This is a genomic window from Nonomuraea sp. NPDC049625, from assembly GCF_040675285.1.
Classification (GTDB): Bacteria; Actinomycetota; Actinomycetes; order Streptosporangiales; family Streptosporangiaceae; genus Nonomuraea; species Nonomuraea angiospora_A.
In genome coordinates, this window is the sequence record NZ_JBFAOQ010000002.1 from 1,093,801 (window position 1) to 1,112,596 (window position 18,796).

Below are 18,796 nucleotides of genomic sequence, written 5' to 3' on the forward strand. Positions count from 1 at the left end.
GTGATCATCGGCCGCGCGGTCACGGGCATGCCGTCTCACGTGGAGATGGGCTGGGGGCGCCTGCCCAGTCCGGGAGCGGTTCACATCGCCTTCTCCACTCCTGCGGCAGGTGAGCGTTCTCGGCAACCGCGACGATGCCGCCGACGATCGCGCAGGTGGTGTCGACGTCCCCGCCGGCCGCCGCGGTGGTCCACATGGCCGCTTCGAAATCATGGCGTTCGCGAGCCGCCACCCAGAGGGTGAACGGGACCGTGTCGTGAGCGCTGACCTGTCGCCCGTTCCCGAGCATCCGGGCGGCGAGTACGGGGTCGCTGATGGTGAGGAGTTGCCGCGCCTCGGCGATACCGTCGTGGACCATGCTCGCGGGCACGTGCTCTCTGACCCGATCGAGGAAACGCCCGGGTGGGAGGCCGGGTTCGTTGACGGTCACGGCCGTGGCCACGGCAACGGCGATGGCGCCGGCCACCGCTTCCGGATGAGTGTGGGTGACCTGTGCCGACAGGACGGCCTGCCGGACCACCTGTGGCAGGTCGTCGGCGAACCAGCCGCCGAGCGGCGCCACGCGCATCGCGGCACCGTTGCCCCACGAGCCCTTGCCGTCGAAGAGCTCCGCGGAAAGCGTCCGCCAGTCGCCTCCTTCGCGGACCAGCCGAAGCATCCGGTTCGTCGCCGGGCCGTATCCGCGGTCGAAGTTATGACGGTGGGCGAAGCTCGCGGCGAGCTTGTCCTGATCGATGGCGCCGTGATCGGCCAGGACGCGATAGACGGAGCACGCCATCTCGGTGTCATCCGTCCACTGCCACGGGCCGGGTGGAAGGAGGCGGGAGGAGAGTGCGTGGTGGTTGGCGGGAACGAAGAACTGGGAACCGAAGGCGTCGCCGAGGGCCAAGCCGAGGAGAGAGGCGGTGGCCCGCGCAAGGAGTTGGACTGACATCACTCACATTGTGGGGTAAGTCAGCTCTCTCTACGCCGAGGGCTTCCCCGGCCGCGTAAACGCTGATCGGCATACCCGATGAGGGCCATCGGACGGTGGCCGGCCTGTCGTCGCACATTCGCCTGGCCGGGTGGCCGTCGTTCACCTTCCTCTACGTGTCGCCGCCCACGATGTCCGGGTGGGCGGAGCGAGGCATGCGCTCGCCTCATCAGGTGGAGGTGGAAAATCATGGCTTCAGCCGTTGTCGAGAGTGCTCAGCGCGTGCGCAGGCCCTGGTACCGGCAGCTGTACACGTGGGTGCTCGCCGGAATGGCCGCAGGCGTGATCGTCGGCCTGGTGGCACCTGGCTTCGCGACGTCGTTGGAGGTTCTGGGGGACACGTTCGTCGGGCTGTTGACGATGCTGCTGGGACCGATCGTCTTCTGCATGGTCGTCAGCGGCATCGCTGCCGTGAATCGGCTCCGGCACGTCGGCGCGATCGCGTTGCGTTCGATCGCGTACTTCGAGATCGTGACCACGCTGGCGCTGCTGCTCGGGCTCCTCGCCGTGAACCTGGTGCGCCCGGGTGACGGCCTGGCGGTGGACCCCGCCCAGCTTCAGCTCACCGACGAGGTGAGCGCGCGGGTTGACGCGGCGTCAGAGATGTCGTGGACCGACTACGTGCTGCAGATCTTCCCGAAGAACATCGTGGCGAGCTTCGCCGAAGGCGCGATTCTTCAGATTCTGTTCTTCGCCGTTCTGTTCGGCGTCGCCCTGGCCGTCCTCGGCGATCGGGCTCGGCCCGTGGCCCGGGCGGTCGATCGGATCGGCGAGGTCCTGTTCACGATCGTGCGACTCGTTACGTATGCCGCCCCCGTCGGCGTGTTCGGCGCGATGGCGTACACCGTGGGCCACTTCGGGGTGGCGACCATCGGCGCGCTGCTGAAGCTGATCGGCACCTTCTACGGCACCTCGATCGTGTTCGTGGTCGTCGTCCTCGGCGGCATCCTGCTGCTGGTACGGCTGAACCCGCTGCACACTTTCCGGTACTTCAAGGACGAGATCCTGCTGGCGCTGGGCGCGTCCTCCTCGGAAGCCGCGATCCCCGGTATCGTCGCCAAACTCACCCGCCTCGGCGTCGACAAGGGGACGGCGGGCATCACCGTCAGCGCGGGCTATTCGTTCAACCTCGACGGCACATGCATCTATCTCACGCTGACCAGCATGTTCATCGCCCAGGCGCTGGGGATCGACCTCGATCTCGGCCGGCAGCTGCTGCTCCTCGCGGTGATGTTGTTGTCGTCGAAGGGAACCGCGGGCGTGACCGGAGGCGGCTTCGTGATGCTGTCCACGACGGTGTCGGCGACGTCCGTCATCCCGGTCTCGGGTGTCATGCTCGTTTTCGGGATCGACCGATTCATGTCCGAGTGCCGCGCCGTCGTGAACTCGCTCGGCAACGCGGTGGCAGGTCTGGTGATCGCGCGCTGGCAAGGCGAGATCTCGTCGTCCGCCGCCAACGCCATCATGTCCGGGAAGTCCGCGCCTCCCGTCCCGCTGACATCCGAGCCGGAGAAGGTCAGCGGCCGATGACCGGCAAACTCAGCCTCCAACGGGTTCAGGTATTCGTGGCGATTGCCGATCACCGCGGTATCTCGGCGGCCGCGAGAGCGCTCGGCGTCGCGCAGTCGACCGTCTCGTCTCACCTTCAGCAGCTCGAAGGCGAGGTCGGTGCGGTGCTGGTCGACCGTTCCGCGCCGTCGCTCCGGCTCACCGAGGCCGGTGAGAAGCTCCTTGAGTACGGCCGTGGTCTGCTCGCCCTCGCGGACGAGGCGCTGGATCAGATCACGCGTGTACGACGGGCGCCGGTGGCCGGTGTCCTGGCCATCGGAGGCACGACCACTGCGACGGAGCGCCTGCTTCCACGGCTCCTGCGTTCCTTTCTGGACCGCTACCCGGACGTCGAGCTGGAACTCCACGTCGCGAACTCCTCGCTCATCACCCAGAAGGTGCTCTCCGGCGAGCTGCCTCTCGCGCTCGTCGCCGCTCAGAGCGAGCAGCCCTCTCTCAGCGCGACGGCAGCGGGAAGCGAGGAGCAGGTGGTCATCGTGGCCGGCGATCACCCGCTCGCCGGGCAGCGGGTGGAGCCGCGCCTGTTGCGCGGCACCCGCATCCTGCTCCGAGAGGAGGGGGCCACCACGCGCCAGTACCAGGTTGACATGGCGCGGAGGTGGGGAATCCCACGCACCCATGCCGGCACGATCGCCGGCACGAGCGCGATCGTCGCCGCGGTGGCCCAGGGCCTCGGCCTGGCCTGCCTGCCCAGGGCCGTCGCCGAGGAGGCCCTGCTGCTCGGCCGGGTCGCCGAGGTCCATCTCGACCCGGCGCCTCCCGAACGCCCGATCCAGCTGATCAGGCTGGCGGCACGACCGCCGACGCTGGTCGAAGAGCTCTTCATCGAAAGCGTCCGTGAAGAAAGGACACCATGACCACCATCACCGTGAACGATCGCCCGTACACCGTCCCGGATCACCCCGTCGTCGTCATCACCGTCGACGGTGGTGACCCGCGATACTTCCGGGACGGGCTGAGCCGCGGCATCATGCCCCGTCTCCAGCGGATGCTCGACGATGGCGGCGTCTTCTCCGTCGGAGCGTCAGAGATGCCGAGCTTGACCAACCCGAACAACATCTCCATCGTCACCGGCGTTCCGCCTGCCATCCACGGCATCCCCGGGAACTACTGCCGGCTGCCCGACGGCTCACTGGAACTGCTCAATGATCCTCGATTTCTTCGCGCGCCGAGCATCCACGCCGAGTTCGCCGCCCGCGGGATCCCGACCCTGGCCGTCACGACCAAGGACAAGCTCCGGCGCCTGCTCGGAAACGGCGGCGTGCCGAGCGTCAGCGTCGAACGCGCACCAGGCGCCGCACTGCCCGAGTACGGGATCGACGACATCGAGGAGCTCGTCGGAACACCTGCTCCCGACGTCTACGACCCCTCCGCCAGCCACTACGCGATGCGCATCGGCCTCGCCCTGCTTCAGCGGGTTCCCGGGCTGCGCCTCATCTACGTCTCCCTCACGGACCGGGTCCAGCATGCCGCAGCACCCGGGGACGAACTCGCCGACCGGTTCTTCGTCGAGTTCGACGCCTTGCTCGGCGCGTACCTGGACGCCGGGTGCACCGTGGGGATCACCGCCGATCATGGAATGAACGCCAAGCACCACGATGCCGGCACCGCTCGGGTGCACTATCTCGGCGACCTCCTCACCGAAGCGGGCGTCCCGTTCGAGGAGATCGTGCTGCCCATCACCGACCCCTACCCCAAGCATCACGGGGCGCTCGGGGGCTTCGCCTGGCTGCATCTGGCTCCCGAGCATCGCGGGGCCGCTGTGCGTGCCCTCGCGGCACTGCCCGGTGTCGAAGAGGTCTGGGAACGTGAGGACGCGGCGACGATCTACGAGCTTCCGGTGGACCGCATCGGCGACCTCGGTCTCGCGGCCGCGGCCGACACCGCGCTCGGCCGCCATGCGGTCGATCACGATCTCTCCCAGCTCCATGGAGGTCTCCGATCCCATGGCAGCAGGCACGAGCAGCTCGTTCCGCTGATCCTCAGCCGCCCCGTCAGGGGGCCGCTGGCGAAGCGGCTGCACGCCGGTGTGCTGAGGAATCGGGACATCCACGATCTGACGCTCAACAACACCGTGTAGACGGCACGGTCCGTCTGAAGCCGGGGTGGAACGACGCCGGCCGGAGGTGACGAATGCCACCGCGCCTCCTTGGGTGCGGCCGCGCGAACCGGCCCTATCTTTGTACTGACTGGTCAGTATAAAGAATGGAGTCATGATGATCGTTGCGGAAGGGTTGGCGATCGAGGGGGTGTACCCGGAGGTCTCGCTGAAGGCCGGGGCCGGCACGCTCACGGTGGTCGCGGGTTCGGCGGGAAGCGGGCGGACGAGCCTCCTGCTGACGCTGGCCGGGCGGATGAAGCCCACCAAAGGCGCGCTGAACGTCGCCGGGCACGCCGGGCGCCGCGCCATCCGCAAAGCCGTGGCGTTGGCGCTGATCGACGGGGTGACGGATCTGGACCGGTCGCTGACGGTCGGGGAGCACCTGCGGGAGCGGCGGCGCCGGCCGTACCAGGAGATTCTTGAGCGGGTCGGGCTGGCGGGCCAGGAGCGAACGCTGGTGCGGGAGCTGGATCGCGAGCAACGCGTGCGGCTGGGCCTCGCGCTGGCGCTGCTGGACGAGCCCGAGGTGATCGTCGCCGACAACGTGGACGCGGGCCTGCCGGCCGACCGGCAGCAGGCGCTGTGGAACCTGCTGCGGAGCCTCGGCCGCACGGTGGTGGCCTCGTGCGTGACGCCGCCCGCCCGCTACGACGAACTGGTGGAGCTGTCATGAAGGGCATGTTGCGGTCGCGGCTGACGAGAGCGGCGCTGGCGGCGGTGGTGGTGCTGCCGCTCCTGTACGCGGGCCTGTACCTGTGGTCGTTCTGGGACCCGCAGGGCAATCTGGACCGCGTGCCGGTCGCGCTGGTCGTCGAGGACCGGCCTGCCGAAGCCGCGGGCAAGACTCTGCACGCGGGCCGCGACCTGGCCGGCGAGCTGCGGAAGCGAGACGTCTTCGGCTGGCACGAGACCACCGCGAGGCAGGCGGCCGACGGGGTCGCGGACGGCACGTTCTACCTGTCGCTGACCGTGCCCGCCGACTTCAGCGCCAAGCTGGCCTCACCCGCCGACGATGCCGCCGCACCGAGCCCGGCGCGGCTCGGGCTGCGCGTGGACACGGGCCGCAGCTACATCATGGGCAGCATCTCGGACGCGGTGTTCAACGAGGTACGGGCGGCGGCCGAGCGCACGGCGATCCACGACTACTTCGACAACGTCTTCGTCTCGATCGGCGACATCCACGACAAGACGGCGGAGGCCGCCGAGGGCGCGGACAAGCTGCACGACGGCGTCGTGCGGCTCGGTGACGGCGTCTCCCGGCTCAGCGACGGCCTGGGCACGGCCGAGAACGGCGCCCGGCAGCTCTCCGCCGGCCTGAGCACCGCCAACACCGCCACGGGCAGGCTGCGTGACGGCTCGGCCCAGGTCACGCAGGGCCTCACGCAGGCGCAGCAGGCCATCGGGCAACTGCGCGACGGCCTGAACCAGCTCCACGAGAAAGGAACCGCTCCGCTCAGTTCCGGAGCGAAGGAGGCATACCAGCAGGTTCACGCTCAGACCCGCACGGTCAACCAGCTCGCCGACACGTACGTCCCCGTGCTGGACGAATGGGGCCCCAAGATCTCCAGAGCCGCCGAGGCGGTTGCCGACGCCGCCGACAAGGTCGCCGACGGCGGGTCGTCAACCGGCACAGCACAGTCGAGCGCGGCGGACACCCACGCGGGAAGCGCGGCCGACAGCGCCAGGGAGGCGAGCTCGCAGGCGCAGGCCGCGCTCGACCGCCTCGGCGCGGACGCCGACCCCGAGGTACGCGGCCTGCTGAGGAACGCGGCAGCCGCCGCGCGCCGGGCCGCCACTCAGGCGGACCAGGCCCAGGACGCCGCCCGGACGAGCGCCGGCAGCGGCGCGGGAACCCGGATCGACGGTGTCGCGGACCTGAGGAACCAGGCGCGGGAGCTGGCCGAGCAGGCTCGCAAGATCGCGGCTGTGGCCCCTCAGCTCGGGTCCAAGCTGGACCAGGCCAGAAACCGGCTCAACGCCCTGGACACGGGCCTGGGCAAGCTGGCCGATGGCGCCGCGAAGGTGAACTCCGGCCTGGGCACGGCCGCCACCGGCGCGAACCGGCTCTACCAGGGTGCGACCAAGCTGACCGACGGTTCGCGCCAGGTCACGAACGGCATCGGACGTCTGGGCGGCGGGCTGGTCAGGCTGAGCGACGGCGCGAGCGAACTGAGCACCGGCGTGGACCGGCTCCACGACGGCGCGGGCCAGGCGGACAAGGGCGCGGCCAAGCTCGCCGCAGGATCGAAGGAGCTGGCAGGCGGGCTCGGCGACGGCGCCGCCCGGATCCCCGACTACGACGGCAAGCAGCGCGACGACCGCGCGGACGTGATGAGCGACCCGGTCCGGCTGGCCAAGACCGTCGACAACGAGGTGCCCAACTACGGCACCGGCTTCGCGCCGTTCTTCCTGCCGCTGGCGCTCTGGGTCGGTGCGATGATCGCGTACATGGTGCTGAAGCCGCTGAACCAGCGGCGGCTGGCGGGCACGACGGGCGCGGTGCGGATCGCGCTGGCGGGCTGGCTGCCGGCGGTGGTGCTCGGGGCGGCGCAGGTGGGCGTGCTGGTGGCGGTTCTGCGGCTCGGGCTCGGGCTGGAGGCCGCGAGCTGGGCCGGGCTCGCCGGGCTGCTGCTGCTCGCGACCGCCGCGTTCATGGCGGTCGTGCAGGCGGTGAACGCGCTGCTCGGCCCGCCCGGACGGGTGGTCGCGCTGGCGCTGCTGATGCTGCAGCTCACCTCGGCGGCCGGTACGTATCCCATCGAGACGTCGCCCGGGTTCTTCCAGACGATCTCGCCGTGGCTGCCGATGAGCTGGGTGGTGTCGGCGCTGCGCAGGCTGATCAGCGGTGGCGATCTCACCGTGGTGTGGCAGGCTTGCGGCGTGCTGTCGGCTTTCCTCGTACTCGGGCTCGCGCTCACCACGCTCGCCGTGGAGCGCGGCCGCATCTGGTCCGTCAAGCGCCTGCACCCGGAGCTGGCGCTGTGAGCGAGAGCACCGCCAGGCGCGGGAGCAGGCAGGACACCCGGAAGAAGGTGTTCAGGGCGGCTGTGGAGCTGATCGCCGAGCACGGGTACGCGGCCACCACGGTCGACGCCATCGCCGAGCGGGCCGGGGTGGCCAAGGGCACCGTGTTCTACAACTTCGGCAGCAAGGAGGGACTGTTCGAGGCGCTGCTGGAGCACTCGATCGACATGCTCGCCGAGGCGCTGGCCGGTTCCGACACCGGGGAGAGCGCGCTGGACGCGCTCGACTCGGTGGTGCTCGGCCAGCTCAGGTTCTTCGAGGAGCACGGGGCCTTCGCCCGGGTGCTGCTGGCCGAGATGTGGCGGACGGCGTGGCAGGAGGCGGTGGGGCGGCTGCGCCGGAGCGCGCTCGGCGTGTACGCGGACGTGCTGCGCAGGGCCGCCGCGAACGGCGAGGTCCGGGCCGACCTGGACGTGGAGACGGCGGCGACGGCCGTGTTCGGCATGGTGCTGACGGTCGCCATCGAGCGCCGCGCCCTGTATCCGGACCGGCCGCTGGAGCGCACTCACGCGACCCTGGTCGAGCTCCTGCACGGCCGCATCAAGTAGTCCCTACCTGGCGAATACACCTGCGCCGAGTTCGCGGCCCCGGCCTCGCGAACGCCCCGAGGCGTGGACCGGCCGCTCAGAGATTCGGGCTTCCGGCGTGGTCCGGTCGCTCAGGGATTCGAGCCTCCGGCGCGGGGCTGGTCGCTCAGGGATTCGGCCCTCCGGCGCGGGCTGGTCACTCAAGGATTCGGGCCTCCGGCGCGGGGTCGGCCGCTCAGGGATTCCGGTCCTCGGGGACTGTCGGCAAGGCCGGGATGTCCGCAACCGAGATGATCTGTCTTCCGCCGATGAAGCTCCCCGCGACGAACACTCCCGCGTCGTGGGCGTGACGCCCGCGGTGGCTGGCGGAGGCGTCTTCGATCAGCCACGGCGTCAGGTCGAGCTCGAACGCCCCGAGCGCGGTCGCCAGCACGCAGTTTTCCGTGGCGATCCCGCACAGGTAGATGTCCCGCCACCCGCGTCCGGCGATCAGCGCCGCTCCGCCGGCGTCGGCGAACAGGTTGTAACCCTTCTTGTCGATGACGGCCGTCGCCTGCCGCGCGTGCGCCCGCAGCTCGTCGACGATCTCGATCTGCGGCGGCTCCATGCATTCTGTCCAGCCGAGCAGCCGCTCGTACGGCGAGCCCGGATGGTTGACGTAGCGGGTGAACACCACGTCGTTCCCCGCCGACCGCCACCGGGCGACAAGGTCCGCGATGACGGGGACGATATGGGCAGAAACATCGCGAACGAAGTAGTTCTGCATGTCGATGACCACGAGCACGGACTCGCCGGAACGTACCGTCACGCCACTAGGTTCGGACGTGATGCCCCGGACGCGCCATCACCCGCGCGGCTCGACGGCAGTGTCGTACTCGCCGACCTTCATCGGGAGGCGGCCCGTCAGGCGCGGCGGATCGTGATGTCGCCGTCGTGGCTGCGGGCGCGGATCTCGACCGTCTCGTCGAACCCGTCCGGGCTCTCGCGGGCGTCGAGGGAGTTGAGCAGCCTGCCGTTGGCCGTGCTCACGTCGAGGAACGCCGCCGTGCCCTGCCGGATGCCGACCTCGAGGTCGCCGGTCGTGCTCGTCAGGACGACCGAGCCGCGCGCGACCTCGCCGATCCGCACGCTGCCGTGCACGTTCTTCGCCTCGACGCCGCCGTGGGCGCGCTCGACCTGCATGTCGCCGCTGGTGCCGATCAGCCGCAGGTCGCCCGTCACCTCGCCGATGTAGCACTCCCCGTCGTCGTTCCTGATCGACGCGGGGCCGTCCACCTCCTGGATCCTGATCTCGCCGGACGCGCTGGAGACCTCGGCCCGGCCGGTGGCGCGCTCGACGCCGATCTCGCCGCTGTCGCTGGTCAGCTGGATCGCGCCGGCCTCGTCGAGCCGGATGTCGCCGTGGTCCGTCTGCAGCCGGCAGTCTCCCAACCGGCCCGTGCAGTGGAACTCGCCCGACGTCGTCGAGCCCTGTACGTGCGAGCCCGACGGCAGCTCGATCGTCACGCGGACCGACTCCCCCCAGTCGCCGAACAGGCCGGCCAGGGCTGACAGGCCCCATCCCTGGCGCCGCGGGCCTGCTCCGGCGCCCGCATACCGGGACTGGGCGGGCTCCTGCTGGGCGCTTTTGACGACCAGCTTGCCGGCCGCGTAGCCGATCTGGACCGCGGCAGCCCCTCCCTCGCCGTCGTCAGGCCGGGCGTCGACCACCGTGGTGGTGCGGTCGCTCGCGATGATCCTGACCTCGGCGCCGGGCAGGTCGATGCTGACCGAGATCGGCTCGGGTGTGTCGAATGTCGGCATGAAACCCTCCTCGTGGTTGCGTACGTCCGGGCCTCAGCCGACCCAGCCGGTGTAGCTGCGCCCGCTCGCCGAGCCGCGCCCCGCCGTCCGGCGGCCGCCGGGCTCCAACGTGGCCGCGACGGCACGCACCAGCCAGGTGTTGACCGACAGGCCCTCCCGGCGGGCGGCCTCCTCGACCTGCACCTTCAGGTGCTCAGGGAGCCGGAGGCTGAAGCGGGCCGTGCCGCCTTCCTGGATCTCCACGGGCTGGACGCCCGCGCCGGACGGCCCGCCGTCGTCATCGGGGGCGTCCGGCGCGGACGGGTGCTGCGCCGGGGATCGGGTCAGGACGAAGTCGGGATCGCCGCGGCGCAGGCGGACCTCCACCGAACCCGGCGCCAGCTCGCGCGTGATCTCGTCGGCGGCCGCCGACAGGACCTCCAGCAGGATCAGCCGGACGGATGACTCGAGAGGTGAGACAAGTCGCTCGGCGAGGGCGCGCGCGTCCTCGCCGCCTGCTTCCGCGGCGATCGCGAGGTCCCTGTGTAGCCTGTCGACGTACGGCTTGAGATCCATGGCGCCATTATGGCGCCAAAGTGACGCCAACGCCAGCGTCGCCGCGTCACGTCCGGCCGGGAATGCTCCCGAGGGCGTCGCGCAGCCGGCTCTTCTGGATCTTGTTCGAGCCGGTGCGAGGCAGGTCGTCCACGATGTCGAGGTGCACGGGGAGCTTGTACCTGGCCAGCCGCTCGGTCAGGAACGCCCGCAGCTCGCCGATGGTCAGACCGCGGCCGGGGACGGTGATCACGAATGCCCGGCCGACCTCTCCCCACGTGGCGTCCGGCACGCCGATCACCGCGACCTCGGCGACCGAGGGGTGCTCGTAGACGGCCGCCTCGACCTCGGCCGGGTAGACGTTCTCGCCGCCGGAGATGTACATGTCCTTGACCCGGTCGACGATGTGGAAGTGCCCGTCGGGGTCCACGTACGCGATGTCGCCGGAGTGGAACCACCGGCCCTCGGAGAAGGCCCGCGCGGTGGCGGCGGGGTCGTCCCAGTAGCCGGGGGTCACGTTCGGGCCCTGGATGATCACTTCGCCGGGTTCGCCGGGGGCGGTGTCGGTCAGGTCGGGGCGGACGCAGCGGACATTGGTGAAGAAGACCGGGACCCCGGCGGATCCGGCCTTGCGTTCGCTCTCGCCCGCCTCCAGGAACGTGGCGCCCGGCGCCGTCTCTGTGAGGCCGTAACCCTGGCAGAAGGTCAGGCCGCGTTCCTGGTAGGTGTGGATCAGCGCGGGCGGGACCGCCGCGCCGCCCGCCATCAGGCAGCGTACGGACGACAGGTCGGCGTCCGCCCAGCGGGGCGACCGCGCGAGCGCGGCGAACATCGTGGTCACGCCGAACATCCAGGTGACGCGATGCCCGGCGATGAGGTCGAAGCAGGCGTCCACGCTCCAGGACGGCATGATGACCGAACATCCGCCCTTGAGGAACGTGGGCAGCAGGCACTGGTTGAGCGCCGCCACGTGGAACAGCGGCGCGCTGACCAGCGTCACCTCGTCGGCGGCGACGTCCACCCCGACCAGGAGGTTGTAGCAGTTCCAGATCAGGTTGCCGTGGGTCAGCGTGGCGCCCTTGGGGCGGCCCGTGGTGCCGGAGGTGTACAGGACGCAAGCCGCGTCGTCGAGGCCGACCGGCACGTCGATGGGCGCGGGGTCACCGGCGGCGAGCCACTCCTCGTAGTCCGCGCCCAGAGCCACCACGGTGCGTACGGCCTGCCCGAAGGCGTGCTCGGGGGCGTGGACGAGCACGGTCGCCCCGCTGTGGGCCAGCAGGTGGTCGATCTCCGGCGCGGCGAGCCGGAAGTTCAGCGGCACGAAGATGCCGCCGAGCATGTGCGTGGCGAACATCGTCTCCACGAACGCCGGGTGGTTCTGCCCCAGGTAGGCCACCCGGTCCCCTTTGCGCACCCCGGCCGCGCGCAACTGCCCGGCCAGCCGGGTGGTGCGGTCGAACACCTCCGCGTACGTCGTCGCGCGGTCACGGAAGACGAAGGCGGTGCGGTCCGGCGACATCGCGGCCCGCCTGGCCGGCCACCCGCCGAGCCCTGCGTTCAACACCGTCCCGTCACCTCTCAGGCGTAGTGGCGGTAGACGGCACGGGCGACGCAGGCGGGCTTGCCGACGCCGTCGATCTCGACCGCGAAGTCGCAGAGCATCTGCACGCCGTCGCCGGGCACGTCCTCGACCTCGGCGACCTTCGCGGCCAGGCGGACCTTGGCGCCCACGCGCACCGGGGCGGGGAAGCGGACCTTCTCCAGCCCGTAGTTGATGCTCATCTTCACGCCCTGGATGCCGAGCACCTCGTTGAACAGCGGGATGACCAGGGCCAGGGTGAGATAGCCGTGGGCGATGGTGCCGCCGAAGGGGCCGTCCGCGGCCCGCCGGGTGTCCACGTGGATCCATTGGTGGTCGTTCGTGGCGTCCGCGAAGGTGTTCACGCGCTCCTGGGTGATCTCCAGCCAGGAGCTGTGGCCCAGGTCGCGGCCGGCCAGGGCCTTGATCTCCGCGAGTCCGTCAACCGTGATCATGAGGTCTCCTTGTCGAGGCCGAGCAGGCGGGCGGCGTTGTCCTTGAGGATCTTGGGGCGGACCTCGGGCTTGATGTCGAGCTTGGCGAAGTCGGCCAGCCAGCGGTCCGGGGTGATGATGGGGTAGTCGGAGCCGAAGAGCACCTTGTCCTTGAGCAGGCTGTTGGCATACCGGACGAGCTGGGGCGGGAAGTACTTCGGCGACCATCCGGACAGGTCGATGTGGACGTACGGCTTGTGCGTGGCGACGGCGAGCGCCTCGTCCTGCCAGGGGAACGACGGGTGGGCCAGGATGACGCGCAGCTCGGGGAAGTCCACGGCCACGTCGTCGACCAGCATCGGATTGGAGTACTTGAGCCGGATGCCGCCCCCGCCGGGCACTCCCGCGCCGATGCCGGTCTGTCCGGTGTGGAAGAGGGCGGGCACGCCCAGCTCCTCGATGACCTCGTACAAGGGGTAGGCCATCGGGTCGTTCGGGGCGAACCCCTGGATGCTGGGGTGGAACTTGAAGCCGCGCACCCCGTGCCGCTCCACCAGGCGGCGGGCCTCCCGCGCCCCCGCCCTGCCCTTGTGCGGGTCGACGCTGGCGAAGGGGATCAGCACGTCGGCGTGTTCGGCGCAGCTCTCGGCGATCTCCTCGTTGGCGATGCGCGGGTGGCCGGTGGCGTGCTCGGCGTCCACGGTGAACACCACCGCGGCCATCTTCCGTTCCCGGTAATAGGCCGCCATCTGGGGGATGGCAGGGCGCTCGTGCGAGCCGAAGTACTGCTCGGACGCGCCGAACAGCACCGGGCTCAGCGAGCCGTGGCCGTCCTTGGAGATCTCGGCATGGGTGTGGACGTCGATCGCGACCAGCTCGTCGAGGTTCACCGTCCGGCTCCCTTGGGGGCGGGGATGCCGTAGGTCTCGGGTTCGGCGCCGACGCCCGTGTGCCACTGCCCGGCGATGGCCTCGGCGCTCCAGCCGCCGTCGGCGTACGCCACCGCCTTCTCCTTCGGGTGCGCCCACAGGGCCAGCCGGTCCCCGCCGACGCCGATCGCCTGTCCGGTGACGCCCTTGGATTCGTCCGAGGCCAGGTACGTGATCAGCCCGGTCACGTCCTCCACCGTGCCCAGCCCCTCGTCCCTGCGCAGCCAGCCGGGCAGCGGCTCCCCGGTGCGCTCGGACTCCTCGATGACCGGTGCGAACGCCGGGATGGTCTTGGTCATCTCGGTGGCCGCGACCGGGATCACCGCGTTGACCGTGATGTCGGCCTTGGCCAGCTCCATCGCCCAGGTACGGGCCATCGCGACGATGCCGGCCTTGGCCGCGGCGTAGTTGGTCTGGCCGAAGTTGCCGCGCTGGCCGGCCGGCGAGCCGACGAGGATCAGCCGCCCGCCCGTCCCCTGCTCGCGCATCCGCACCGCCGCCGCGCGGGCGCACGTGAACGTGCCCCGCAGGTGCACGTTCACGACGTCGTCGAAGTCCTCGTCGGACATCTTCCACAGCACCCGGTCGCGCAGGATGCCCGCGTTCGTGATCAGCACGTCGAGGCGGCCGAGCTCCCGTACGCTCGCCCCGATCAGGTGGTCGGCCGCCGCCGTGCCGCCGACCGCGGCGGCCACGCCGACGGCCCGCCCGCCCGCCGCGGTGATCTTCGCCACCGCGGCGTCCACCGCCTCCTGATCGACGTCGTTCACCACCACCGCGGCGCCCGCCGCGGCCAGGGCCTTGGCATAGGCCAGGCCGAGGCCGCGCCCGCTGCCGGTGACGATCGCCACTTTGCCGGTCAGATCCATGTGGGACACCTCTCAGAACGTGATCACGGGGTCGATCGCCTTGCCCTGCGCGGCGCGATCGATGTCGTCGAACGGGTAGCGGCCGGCCGGCTTCCACACCGGCGGCCCGTCGGCTTCCGCACTGGCGGCTGGCTGGCTTCTGCACCGGCGGCCGACCAGCTTCCACACCGGCCACCGGCCGGCTTCTGCACCGGCGGCCGACCAGCTTCCGTACCGGCAGCCGGCCAGCTTCCACACCGGCAACCGGCCGGCTTCTGCACCGGCGGCCGACCAGCTTCTGCACCGGCGGCTGACCGGCTTCCGTACCGGCAACCGGCCGGCTTCCGTACCGGTGGCTGACTGGCTTCCGCACCGGCAGCCGGCCGACACGGACGAGCGGGACCAAGGCGGGAATCGCGGCCCGCGTCTCGGCCGCACCGGGCGTCGGGGAAAGCCGGCCCGCGCCGAGGATTCGGAAGAGCCAGCCGGCGCCCAGGACTTGGGAGAGCCAGCCGGTACCCAGGACTTGGGGGAGCCGGCCGGCGCCGAGGGTCAGGCCGGTCACGCGCCCGCCCCCGGCAGCATGGCGTCCACATCGGGGGCCGGCTCGGTACCGGACCTCACGCGCCTGCCCCGGCAGCGTGGCGTCGAGGTCGAGGACCGGCTCGGTGCCGACGACGGTGCGCCGACCAGGACGAACGTGCCCCGGGCAGCCGTCACGGTCTCGTCCGCCACGGCCACGGCGGCGGCCACCTGACCGGTGGACGGGTCCATCACGGTGGCCCGGCCGCTCCTGGCCGCGTCGACGCCAGTCATATCCGCCACGGCCACGGCCACCCCTGGCCTTCCTCGGGCTCGGGCTCGGGCTCGGGCTCGGGCTCGGGCTCGGGCTCGGGTTCGCTCATGGTCGCGCTTCTCCCTCACGGATACCGCCCGTGGCAGGGCCGCGGAGTGGCCCCGGCCACACGACGGAAAGGCCGGGTACGCCGCGGACAAGCCGCCTTAAATTGACAGGAAACCTGTCGATGGGCAGTCTTGTTGCCAACAGGTTTCCTGTCAATGGCCTAGCCTGGATCTCCCCGACGACGACTCAGGAGCAGGTGATGACCGCAACGGCGGAACAGCAAGCGGGAACGGCCGCGGACAAGGCACCGCCGTCGCTGCTCTACATGGTCAAACAGGTGGAGCTCGTCGTCCGCGCACGCCTCGACGACCTGGTGCGGCCGGCCGGCATCACGGTGACGCAGTACACCGCGCTCACCGTGCTGGAGCGGCACGACGGGCTGTCGGCCGCGCAGCTGGCCCGCGACTCGTTCGTCACCGCCCAGTCCGTGGCCGACCTGGTGCGCGCCCTGGAGGAACGCGGGCTCATCCGGCGCGAGCGCAACCCGGCCAACCGCCGCGAGCTGCACATCCTCCTCACCGACGCGGGGCGTGAACTCCTGGCCCGCCTCGCCGAGCCCGTACGCGAGCTCGAGGAGCTCATGATCGCCGACCTGTCCGCGCGCCAGGTCGGCCAGCTCCGCCACGCCCTTTCCAAGGCGTGGCGGGCCCTTTTGTGAAGCTCTTCGACGACGGTCACACGGCGGCGATGGCGTCAACCGTAGGTCTGACCTGAAACCCAGACCTCAGGTGGACGCGGTGGGACGCGTCCCTCCTCAACAATGGCCGGGTGACGTTGGGCATGTCCTTCCCGGAGATCGTCGTGGTGCTGGCCGCCGCGCTGCTGGTGCTCGCTCGCCGGCTCCCGTCGTCCCGTGCCCGCCGGCCGGTCACGATGGGCGCGTCGGCCGTTGTGCTGCTTTCAGCGACGGCGCTGCTCCTGGCCGGGGTGCGTTGGCAGTTCGTGCCGGTTCTCGCGGGAGCGGCCATCCTGCTGTCGTTCAGTCTTCCCGTGCTGCTGGGCCGAGCCGCGTGGCGGGCTCCGTGGTGGCTGGCGTTGCCGGGCTGGGCGGCGTGCGCCGGCCTCCTCACCGCGGGTCCAGTGGCGGCGTGGGCGTTTCCGGTGCCCGATTTCCCCGAGCCGTCGGGCAGGTTCCCGGTCGGCACCCTCGTGCTGCAGTGGACCGATCCGGCGCGTCCGGAGCCCGCGACCCCCGACCCGGATGACCGGCGCACGGTGGTCGTCCAGTTCTGGTACCCGGCGCAGGGGAGCGCCACGGGCACCGCGCGGTCTGTGTATCTCGGCCGTACGGAGCGGAGGCGCGCGTCGTCTCCGGTGCCGCGGCGGACTACCTCGGAGTGCCCGGCTTCCTGCTCGACGGCGCCTCGACCGCCCGCACCCGCTCGGTGCCGGGTGCCGCCGTGGCCAGGGCGGGAGGACGGTTCCCCGTGGTGCTGTTCTCGCCGGGGCTCGGGGGAGTGCGTACCCAGAACACCGCGTGGGCGGAGGAGCTGGCCAGTCTCGGCTATGTCGTGGTGGCCCTCGACCACCCGTACGACTCCGCCGCCGTCGTCCTCGCCGACGGCCGGACGGTCCGCACCCGGGTCGCCGCGACCGGCGACGAGCGAGAGGACGAGCGGCGGGCGGCCGGCTGGACGGCGGTGCGCGCCACCGACCTCAGCTTCGTCCTGACCCAGCTGGGCCGCCTCGACCGAGGTGAGATCGCGGGCCCGGCGACCGGCAGCTTCGACCGAGGTGAGATCGCGGGCCCGTTGACCGGCAGCTTCGACCGAGGTGAGATCGCGGGCCCGTTGACCGGCAGCCTCGGCCGAGGTGAGATCGCTAGCCCGTTGACCGGTCGCCTCGACACCGCTCGGGCCGCGGTGACCGGCCACTCGATCGGCGGAGCCGCCGCGTTGCTGGCGGCCCGTCAGGATCCCCGGTTCGCGGCGGTCATCGACCTGGACGGCGCTCCCCACGACCCCGAGCCGCGGCCCTTCCGCCAACCGGTGCTCGCACTCACCCACCCGGTGGACCCGGCGGACAACCCGACCTACATTCCCCGCCTCTCGCAGGTGCTCGACCTCAGCACCGCCACGAGCTACCGGCTCACCGTCCCTGGGACGGCGCACCTGACTTTCACAGACGCGCCGTTCTACCTTCCGCCCGTGCCCGCACTGGCAGGGTCGCTGGGCCGCACAGCCGGGCTGCGCCTCACAACCGCTACCAGCGCCGCGTTCCTCGACGCGACCTTACGCGGCAAACCGGGCGATCTCACCGCGCAGCTGTCACCGTACGGCGACCTCACCGTCCACCACGCGGACAGCAAGGTACGACCCGGCCGGTGAATGGGCAGCGCTGGACCGTCACCATGTGGGCACCGAGGTGCGATCCAGCGGGTGAATGGGCAGCGCTGGACCGTCACCATGTGGGCACCGAGGTGCGATCCAGCGGGTGAACGAGCAGCGCTGGACCGTCACCATGTGGGCACCGAGGTGCGATCCGGCAGGTGAATGGGCAGCGCTGGACCGACCATCTCGCGGACAGCGAGGTACAAACCGGCGAGTGAACGGGCAACACTGGACCGACTACCACGCGGACAGCGAGGTACGATCCGGCGGATGAACGGGCAGCGCTGGACCGACTACCTCTACGAGCGGCACCCGCCGGTCCAGCTGCGCGCGTGGGCACGCGAGCTGGCCTACTTCCGCTTCTGCCGCGCGTACGGCGGGCACGCCAACGACGGCGACCAGCTGCTGGCCGGGCTGCGCATCGAGACGCAGGACGACCTCGTGCGGACGCTGTCCGCGCTCGGCGTGCCCGTGACGTGGCTCGGCCCCGGCGACCCGCGGCCGGTCCCCGGCATCGCCTACACCGCGGCCGAGTTCGCCCGATTCCCGGTCGCCATGCCGCTCTTTCCCGGGATCGGGCAGCCGGGGCACGTGGAGATCGCCGGACAACGCGCCCATGTCTGGTCGCACGGGGATCGGCTGGACGTCAGCGTGGCCGACACCGCCGATCCCTACAGCGTCACGGAGGCTGCGGTCGCTTCGGCCAAGGCGATCGAGGCGCTGCTGGCTCCGATCGCGGACCAGGTCGTGGACCCGCCGCAGGACGACAGGAACTGCGTATGCCCCCGCTACTACCCGGACCTCTGGCCCGATCGGCAAGGGTGACGCAACGCCGAGACGCGCCCCGATGCCGGACCGGTCAACTGGCGATCAGGGCCGCGCCGGTGAGTCGGTCGGCTGGCGGTGCGGGTCGCGGTCGGGTGGTGGTGGGGGTGGTGCTGCCGGGCCCGGTCGGCTGGCGGTGTGGGTCGGGCTGTCGGGCCCGGTCGGGTGGTGGTGCAGGTCGTGCCGTTGGGTTGGTCGGCTGGTGGTGGGGGTCGCGTCGGTGGGCCGGTTGAGTGGTGCGGGTGGCGCCGTGGGGTTGGTCGGGTGGTGGTGCTGTCGGATCCGGTCGGGTGGTGGTGCGGGTCGGGCTGTCGGGCTTGGTCGGGTGGTGGTGCGGGTCGGGCTGTCGGGCTTGGTCGGGTGGTGGTGCGGGTCGGGCTGTCGGGCTTGGTCGGGTGGTGGTGCGGGTCGGGCTT

The 18,796-nt window shown here is 71.0% G+C and carries 19 protein-coding genes; 9 read left to right on the forward strand and 10 right to left on the reverse strand.

Features of this window, described 5'->3' with window-relative positions:
* Window positions 1-19: 19 nt before the first annotated feature.
* Window positions 20-934: an ADP-ribosylglycohydrolase family protein gene (locus AB0J87_RS12405; RefSeq protein ID WP_363964653.1), complete on the reverse strand. Its 915-nt coding sequence runs from the start codon at window positions 932-934 to the stop codon at window positions 20-22.
* 228 nt (window positions 935-1,162) lie between these two features.
* Here AB0J87_RS12405 and AB0J87_RS12410 point away from each other — a divergent pair, with 228 nt between their 5' ends.
* The 6 genes from AB0J87_RS12410 to AB0J87_RS12435 all read left to right on the forward strand — a co-directional run bounded on the left by AB0J87_RS12410 (window position 1,163) and on the right by AB0J87_RS12435 (window position 8,215).
* Entirely contained in the window at window positions 1,163-2,503 is a 1,341-nt protein-coding gene (locus tag AB0J87_RS12410; protein ID WP_363964655.1) for a cation:dicarboxylase symporter family transporter, read from the forward strand.
* The gene (locus tag AB0J87_RS12415; RefSeq protein WP_363964657.1) at window positions 2,500-3,399 is read left to right on the forward strand and encodes a LysR family transcriptional regulator; all 900 of its coding nucleotides are present in this window, start codon (window positions 2,500-2,502) and stop codon (window positions 3,397-3,399) included. Before AB0J87_RS12410 ends, AB0J87_RS12415 begins: the two co-directional genes overlap by 4 nt.
* Window positions 3,396-4,622, forward strand: a complete 1,227-nt coding sequence (locus AB0J87_RS12420) for an alkaline phosphatase family protein (protein WP_363964659.1) — start codon at window positions 3,396-3,398, stop codon at window positions 4,620-4,622. Before AB0J87_RS12415 ends, AB0J87_RS12420 begins: the two co-directional genes overlap by 4 nt.
* 133 nt (window positions 4,623-4,755) lie before the next feature.
* Window positions 4,756-5,316, forward strand: a complete 561-nt coding sequence (locus AB0J87_RS12425; protein ID WP_363964661.1) for an ATP-binding cassette domain-containing protein — start codon at window positions 4,756-4,758, stop codon at window positions 5,314-5,316.
* Window positions 5,313-7,628: a YhgE/Pip domain-containing protein gene (locus tag AB0J87_RS12430; RefSeq protein ID WP_363964663.1), complete on the forward strand. Its 2,316-nt coding sequence runs from the start codon at window positions 5,313-5,315 to the stop codon at window positions 7,626-7,628. The genes AB0J87_RS12425 and AB0J87_RS12430 overlap by 4 nt, the downstream gene beginning before the upstream one ends.
* Complete coding sequence (locus AB0J87_RS12435) at window positions 7,625-8,215, forward strand: TetR/AcrR family transcriptional regulator (protein ID WP_363964664.1); 591 nt, start codon at window positions 7,625-7,627, stop codon at window positions 8,213-8,215. The genes AB0J87_RS12430 and AB0J87_RS12435 overlap by 4 nt, the downstream gene beginning before the upstream one ends.
* 214 nt (window positions 8,216-8,429) lie before the next feature.
* Here AB0J87_RS12435 and AB0J87_RS12440 read toward each other — a convergent pair whose 3' ends face one another.
* The 9 genes from AB0J87_RS12440 to AB0J87_RS12480 form a co-directional block, all read right to left on the reverse strand.
* Window positions 8,430-9,002, reverse strand: coding sequence for a cysteine hydrolase (locus AB0J87_RS12440; protein WP_363964666.1), 573 nt, complete (start codon window positions 9,000-9,002; stop codon window positions 8,430-8,432).
* A 95-nt stretch (window positions 9,003-9,097) separates the two neighbouring features.
* Window positions 9,098-9,997 (reverse strand): DUF4097 family beta strand repeat-containing protein, encoded by a 900-nt coding sequence (locus AB0J87_RS12445; protein ID WP_363964668.1) that lies wholly within the window; start codon window positions 9,995-9,997, stop codon window positions 9,098-9,100.
* Between the two features lie 33 nt (window positions 9,998-10,030).
* Window positions 10,031-10,552 (reverse strand): hypothetical protein, encoded by a 522-nt coding sequence (locus AB0J87_RS12450; RefSeq protein WP_363964670.1) that lies wholly within the window; start codon window positions 10,550-10,552, stop codon window positions 10,031-10,033.
* 46 nt (window positions 10,553-10,598) lie between these two features.
* Window positions 10,599-12,095, reverse strand: a complete 1,497-nt coding sequence (locus tag AB0J87_RS12455) for a long-chain fatty acid--CoA ligase (protein ID WP_363964672.1) — start codon at window positions 12,093-12,095, stop codon at window positions 10,599-10,601.
* A gap of 14 nt (window positions 12,096-12,109) precedes the next feature.
* Window positions 12,110-12,565, reverse strand: a complete 456-nt coding sequence (locus tag AB0J87_RS12460) for a MaoC family dehydratase (RefSeq protein WP_350735003.1) — start codon at window positions 12,563-12,565, stop codon at window positions 12,110-12,112.
* The gene (locus AB0J87_RS12465) at window positions 12,562-13,434 is read right to left on the reverse strand and encodes an amidohydrolase family protein (RefSeq protein WP_363964674.1); all 873 of its coding nucleotides are present in this window, start codon (window positions 13,432-13,434) and stop codon (window positions 12,562-12,564) included. The genes AB0J87_RS12460 and AB0J87_RS12465 overlap by 4 nt, the downstream gene beginning before the upstream one ends.
* The gene (locus AB0J87_RS12470; protein WP_363964676.1) at window positions 13,431-14,342 is read right to left on the reverse strand and encodes an SDR family NAD(P)-dependent oxidoreductase; all 912 of its coding nucleotides are present in this window, start codon (window positions 14,340-14,342) and stop codon (window positions 13,431-13,433) included. Before AB0J87_RS12470 ends, AB0J87_RS12465 begins: the two co-directional genes overlap by 4 nt.
* Window positions 14,343-14,354: 12 nt before the next feature.
* Window positions 14,355-14,585, reverse strand: coding sequence for a hypothetical protein (locus tag AB0J87_RS12475; RefSeq protein ID WP_363964678.1), 231 nt, complete (start codon window positions 14,583-14,585; stop codon window positions 14,355-14,357).
* A 297-nt stretch (window positions 14,586-14,882) separates the two neighbouring features.
* The gene (locus AB0J87_RS12480; protein WP_363964680.1) at window positions 14,883-15,137 is read right to left on the reverse strand and encodes a hypothetical protein; all 255 of its coding nucleotides are present in this window, start codon (window positions 15,135-15,137) and stop codon (window positions 14,883-14,885) included.
* 287 nt (window positions 15,138-15,424) lie between these two features.
* Between AB0J87_RS12480 and AB0J87_RS12485 the strand changes: the two genes are divergently transcribed.
* The 3 genes from AB0J87_RS12485 to AB0J87_RS12495 all read left to right on the forward strand — a co-directional run bounded on the left by AB0J87_RS12485 (window position 15,425) and on the right by AB0J87_RS12495 (window position 18,380).
* Window positions 15,425-15,883 (forward strand): MarR family transcriptional regulator, encoded by a 459-nt coding sequence (locus AB0J87_RS12485; protein ID WP_350735013.1) that lies wholly within the window; start codon window positions 15,425-15,427, stop codon window positions 15,881-15,883.
* A 679-nt stretch (window positions 15,884-16,562) separates the two neighbouring features.
* Complete coding sequence (locus AB0J87_RS12490) at window positions 16,563-17,552, forward strand: hypothetical protein (protein WP_363964682.1); 990 nt, start codon at window positions 16,563-16,565, stop codon at window positions 17,550-17,552.
* A gap of 273 nt (window positions 17,553-17,825) precedes the next feature.
* Window positions 17,826-18,380, forward strand: a complete 555-nt coding sequence (locus AB0J87_RS12495) for a hypothetical protein (protein ID WP_363964684.1) — start codon at window positions 17,826-17,828, stop codon at window positions 18,378-18,380.
* Window positions 18,381-18,796: the final 416 nt, after the last annotated feature.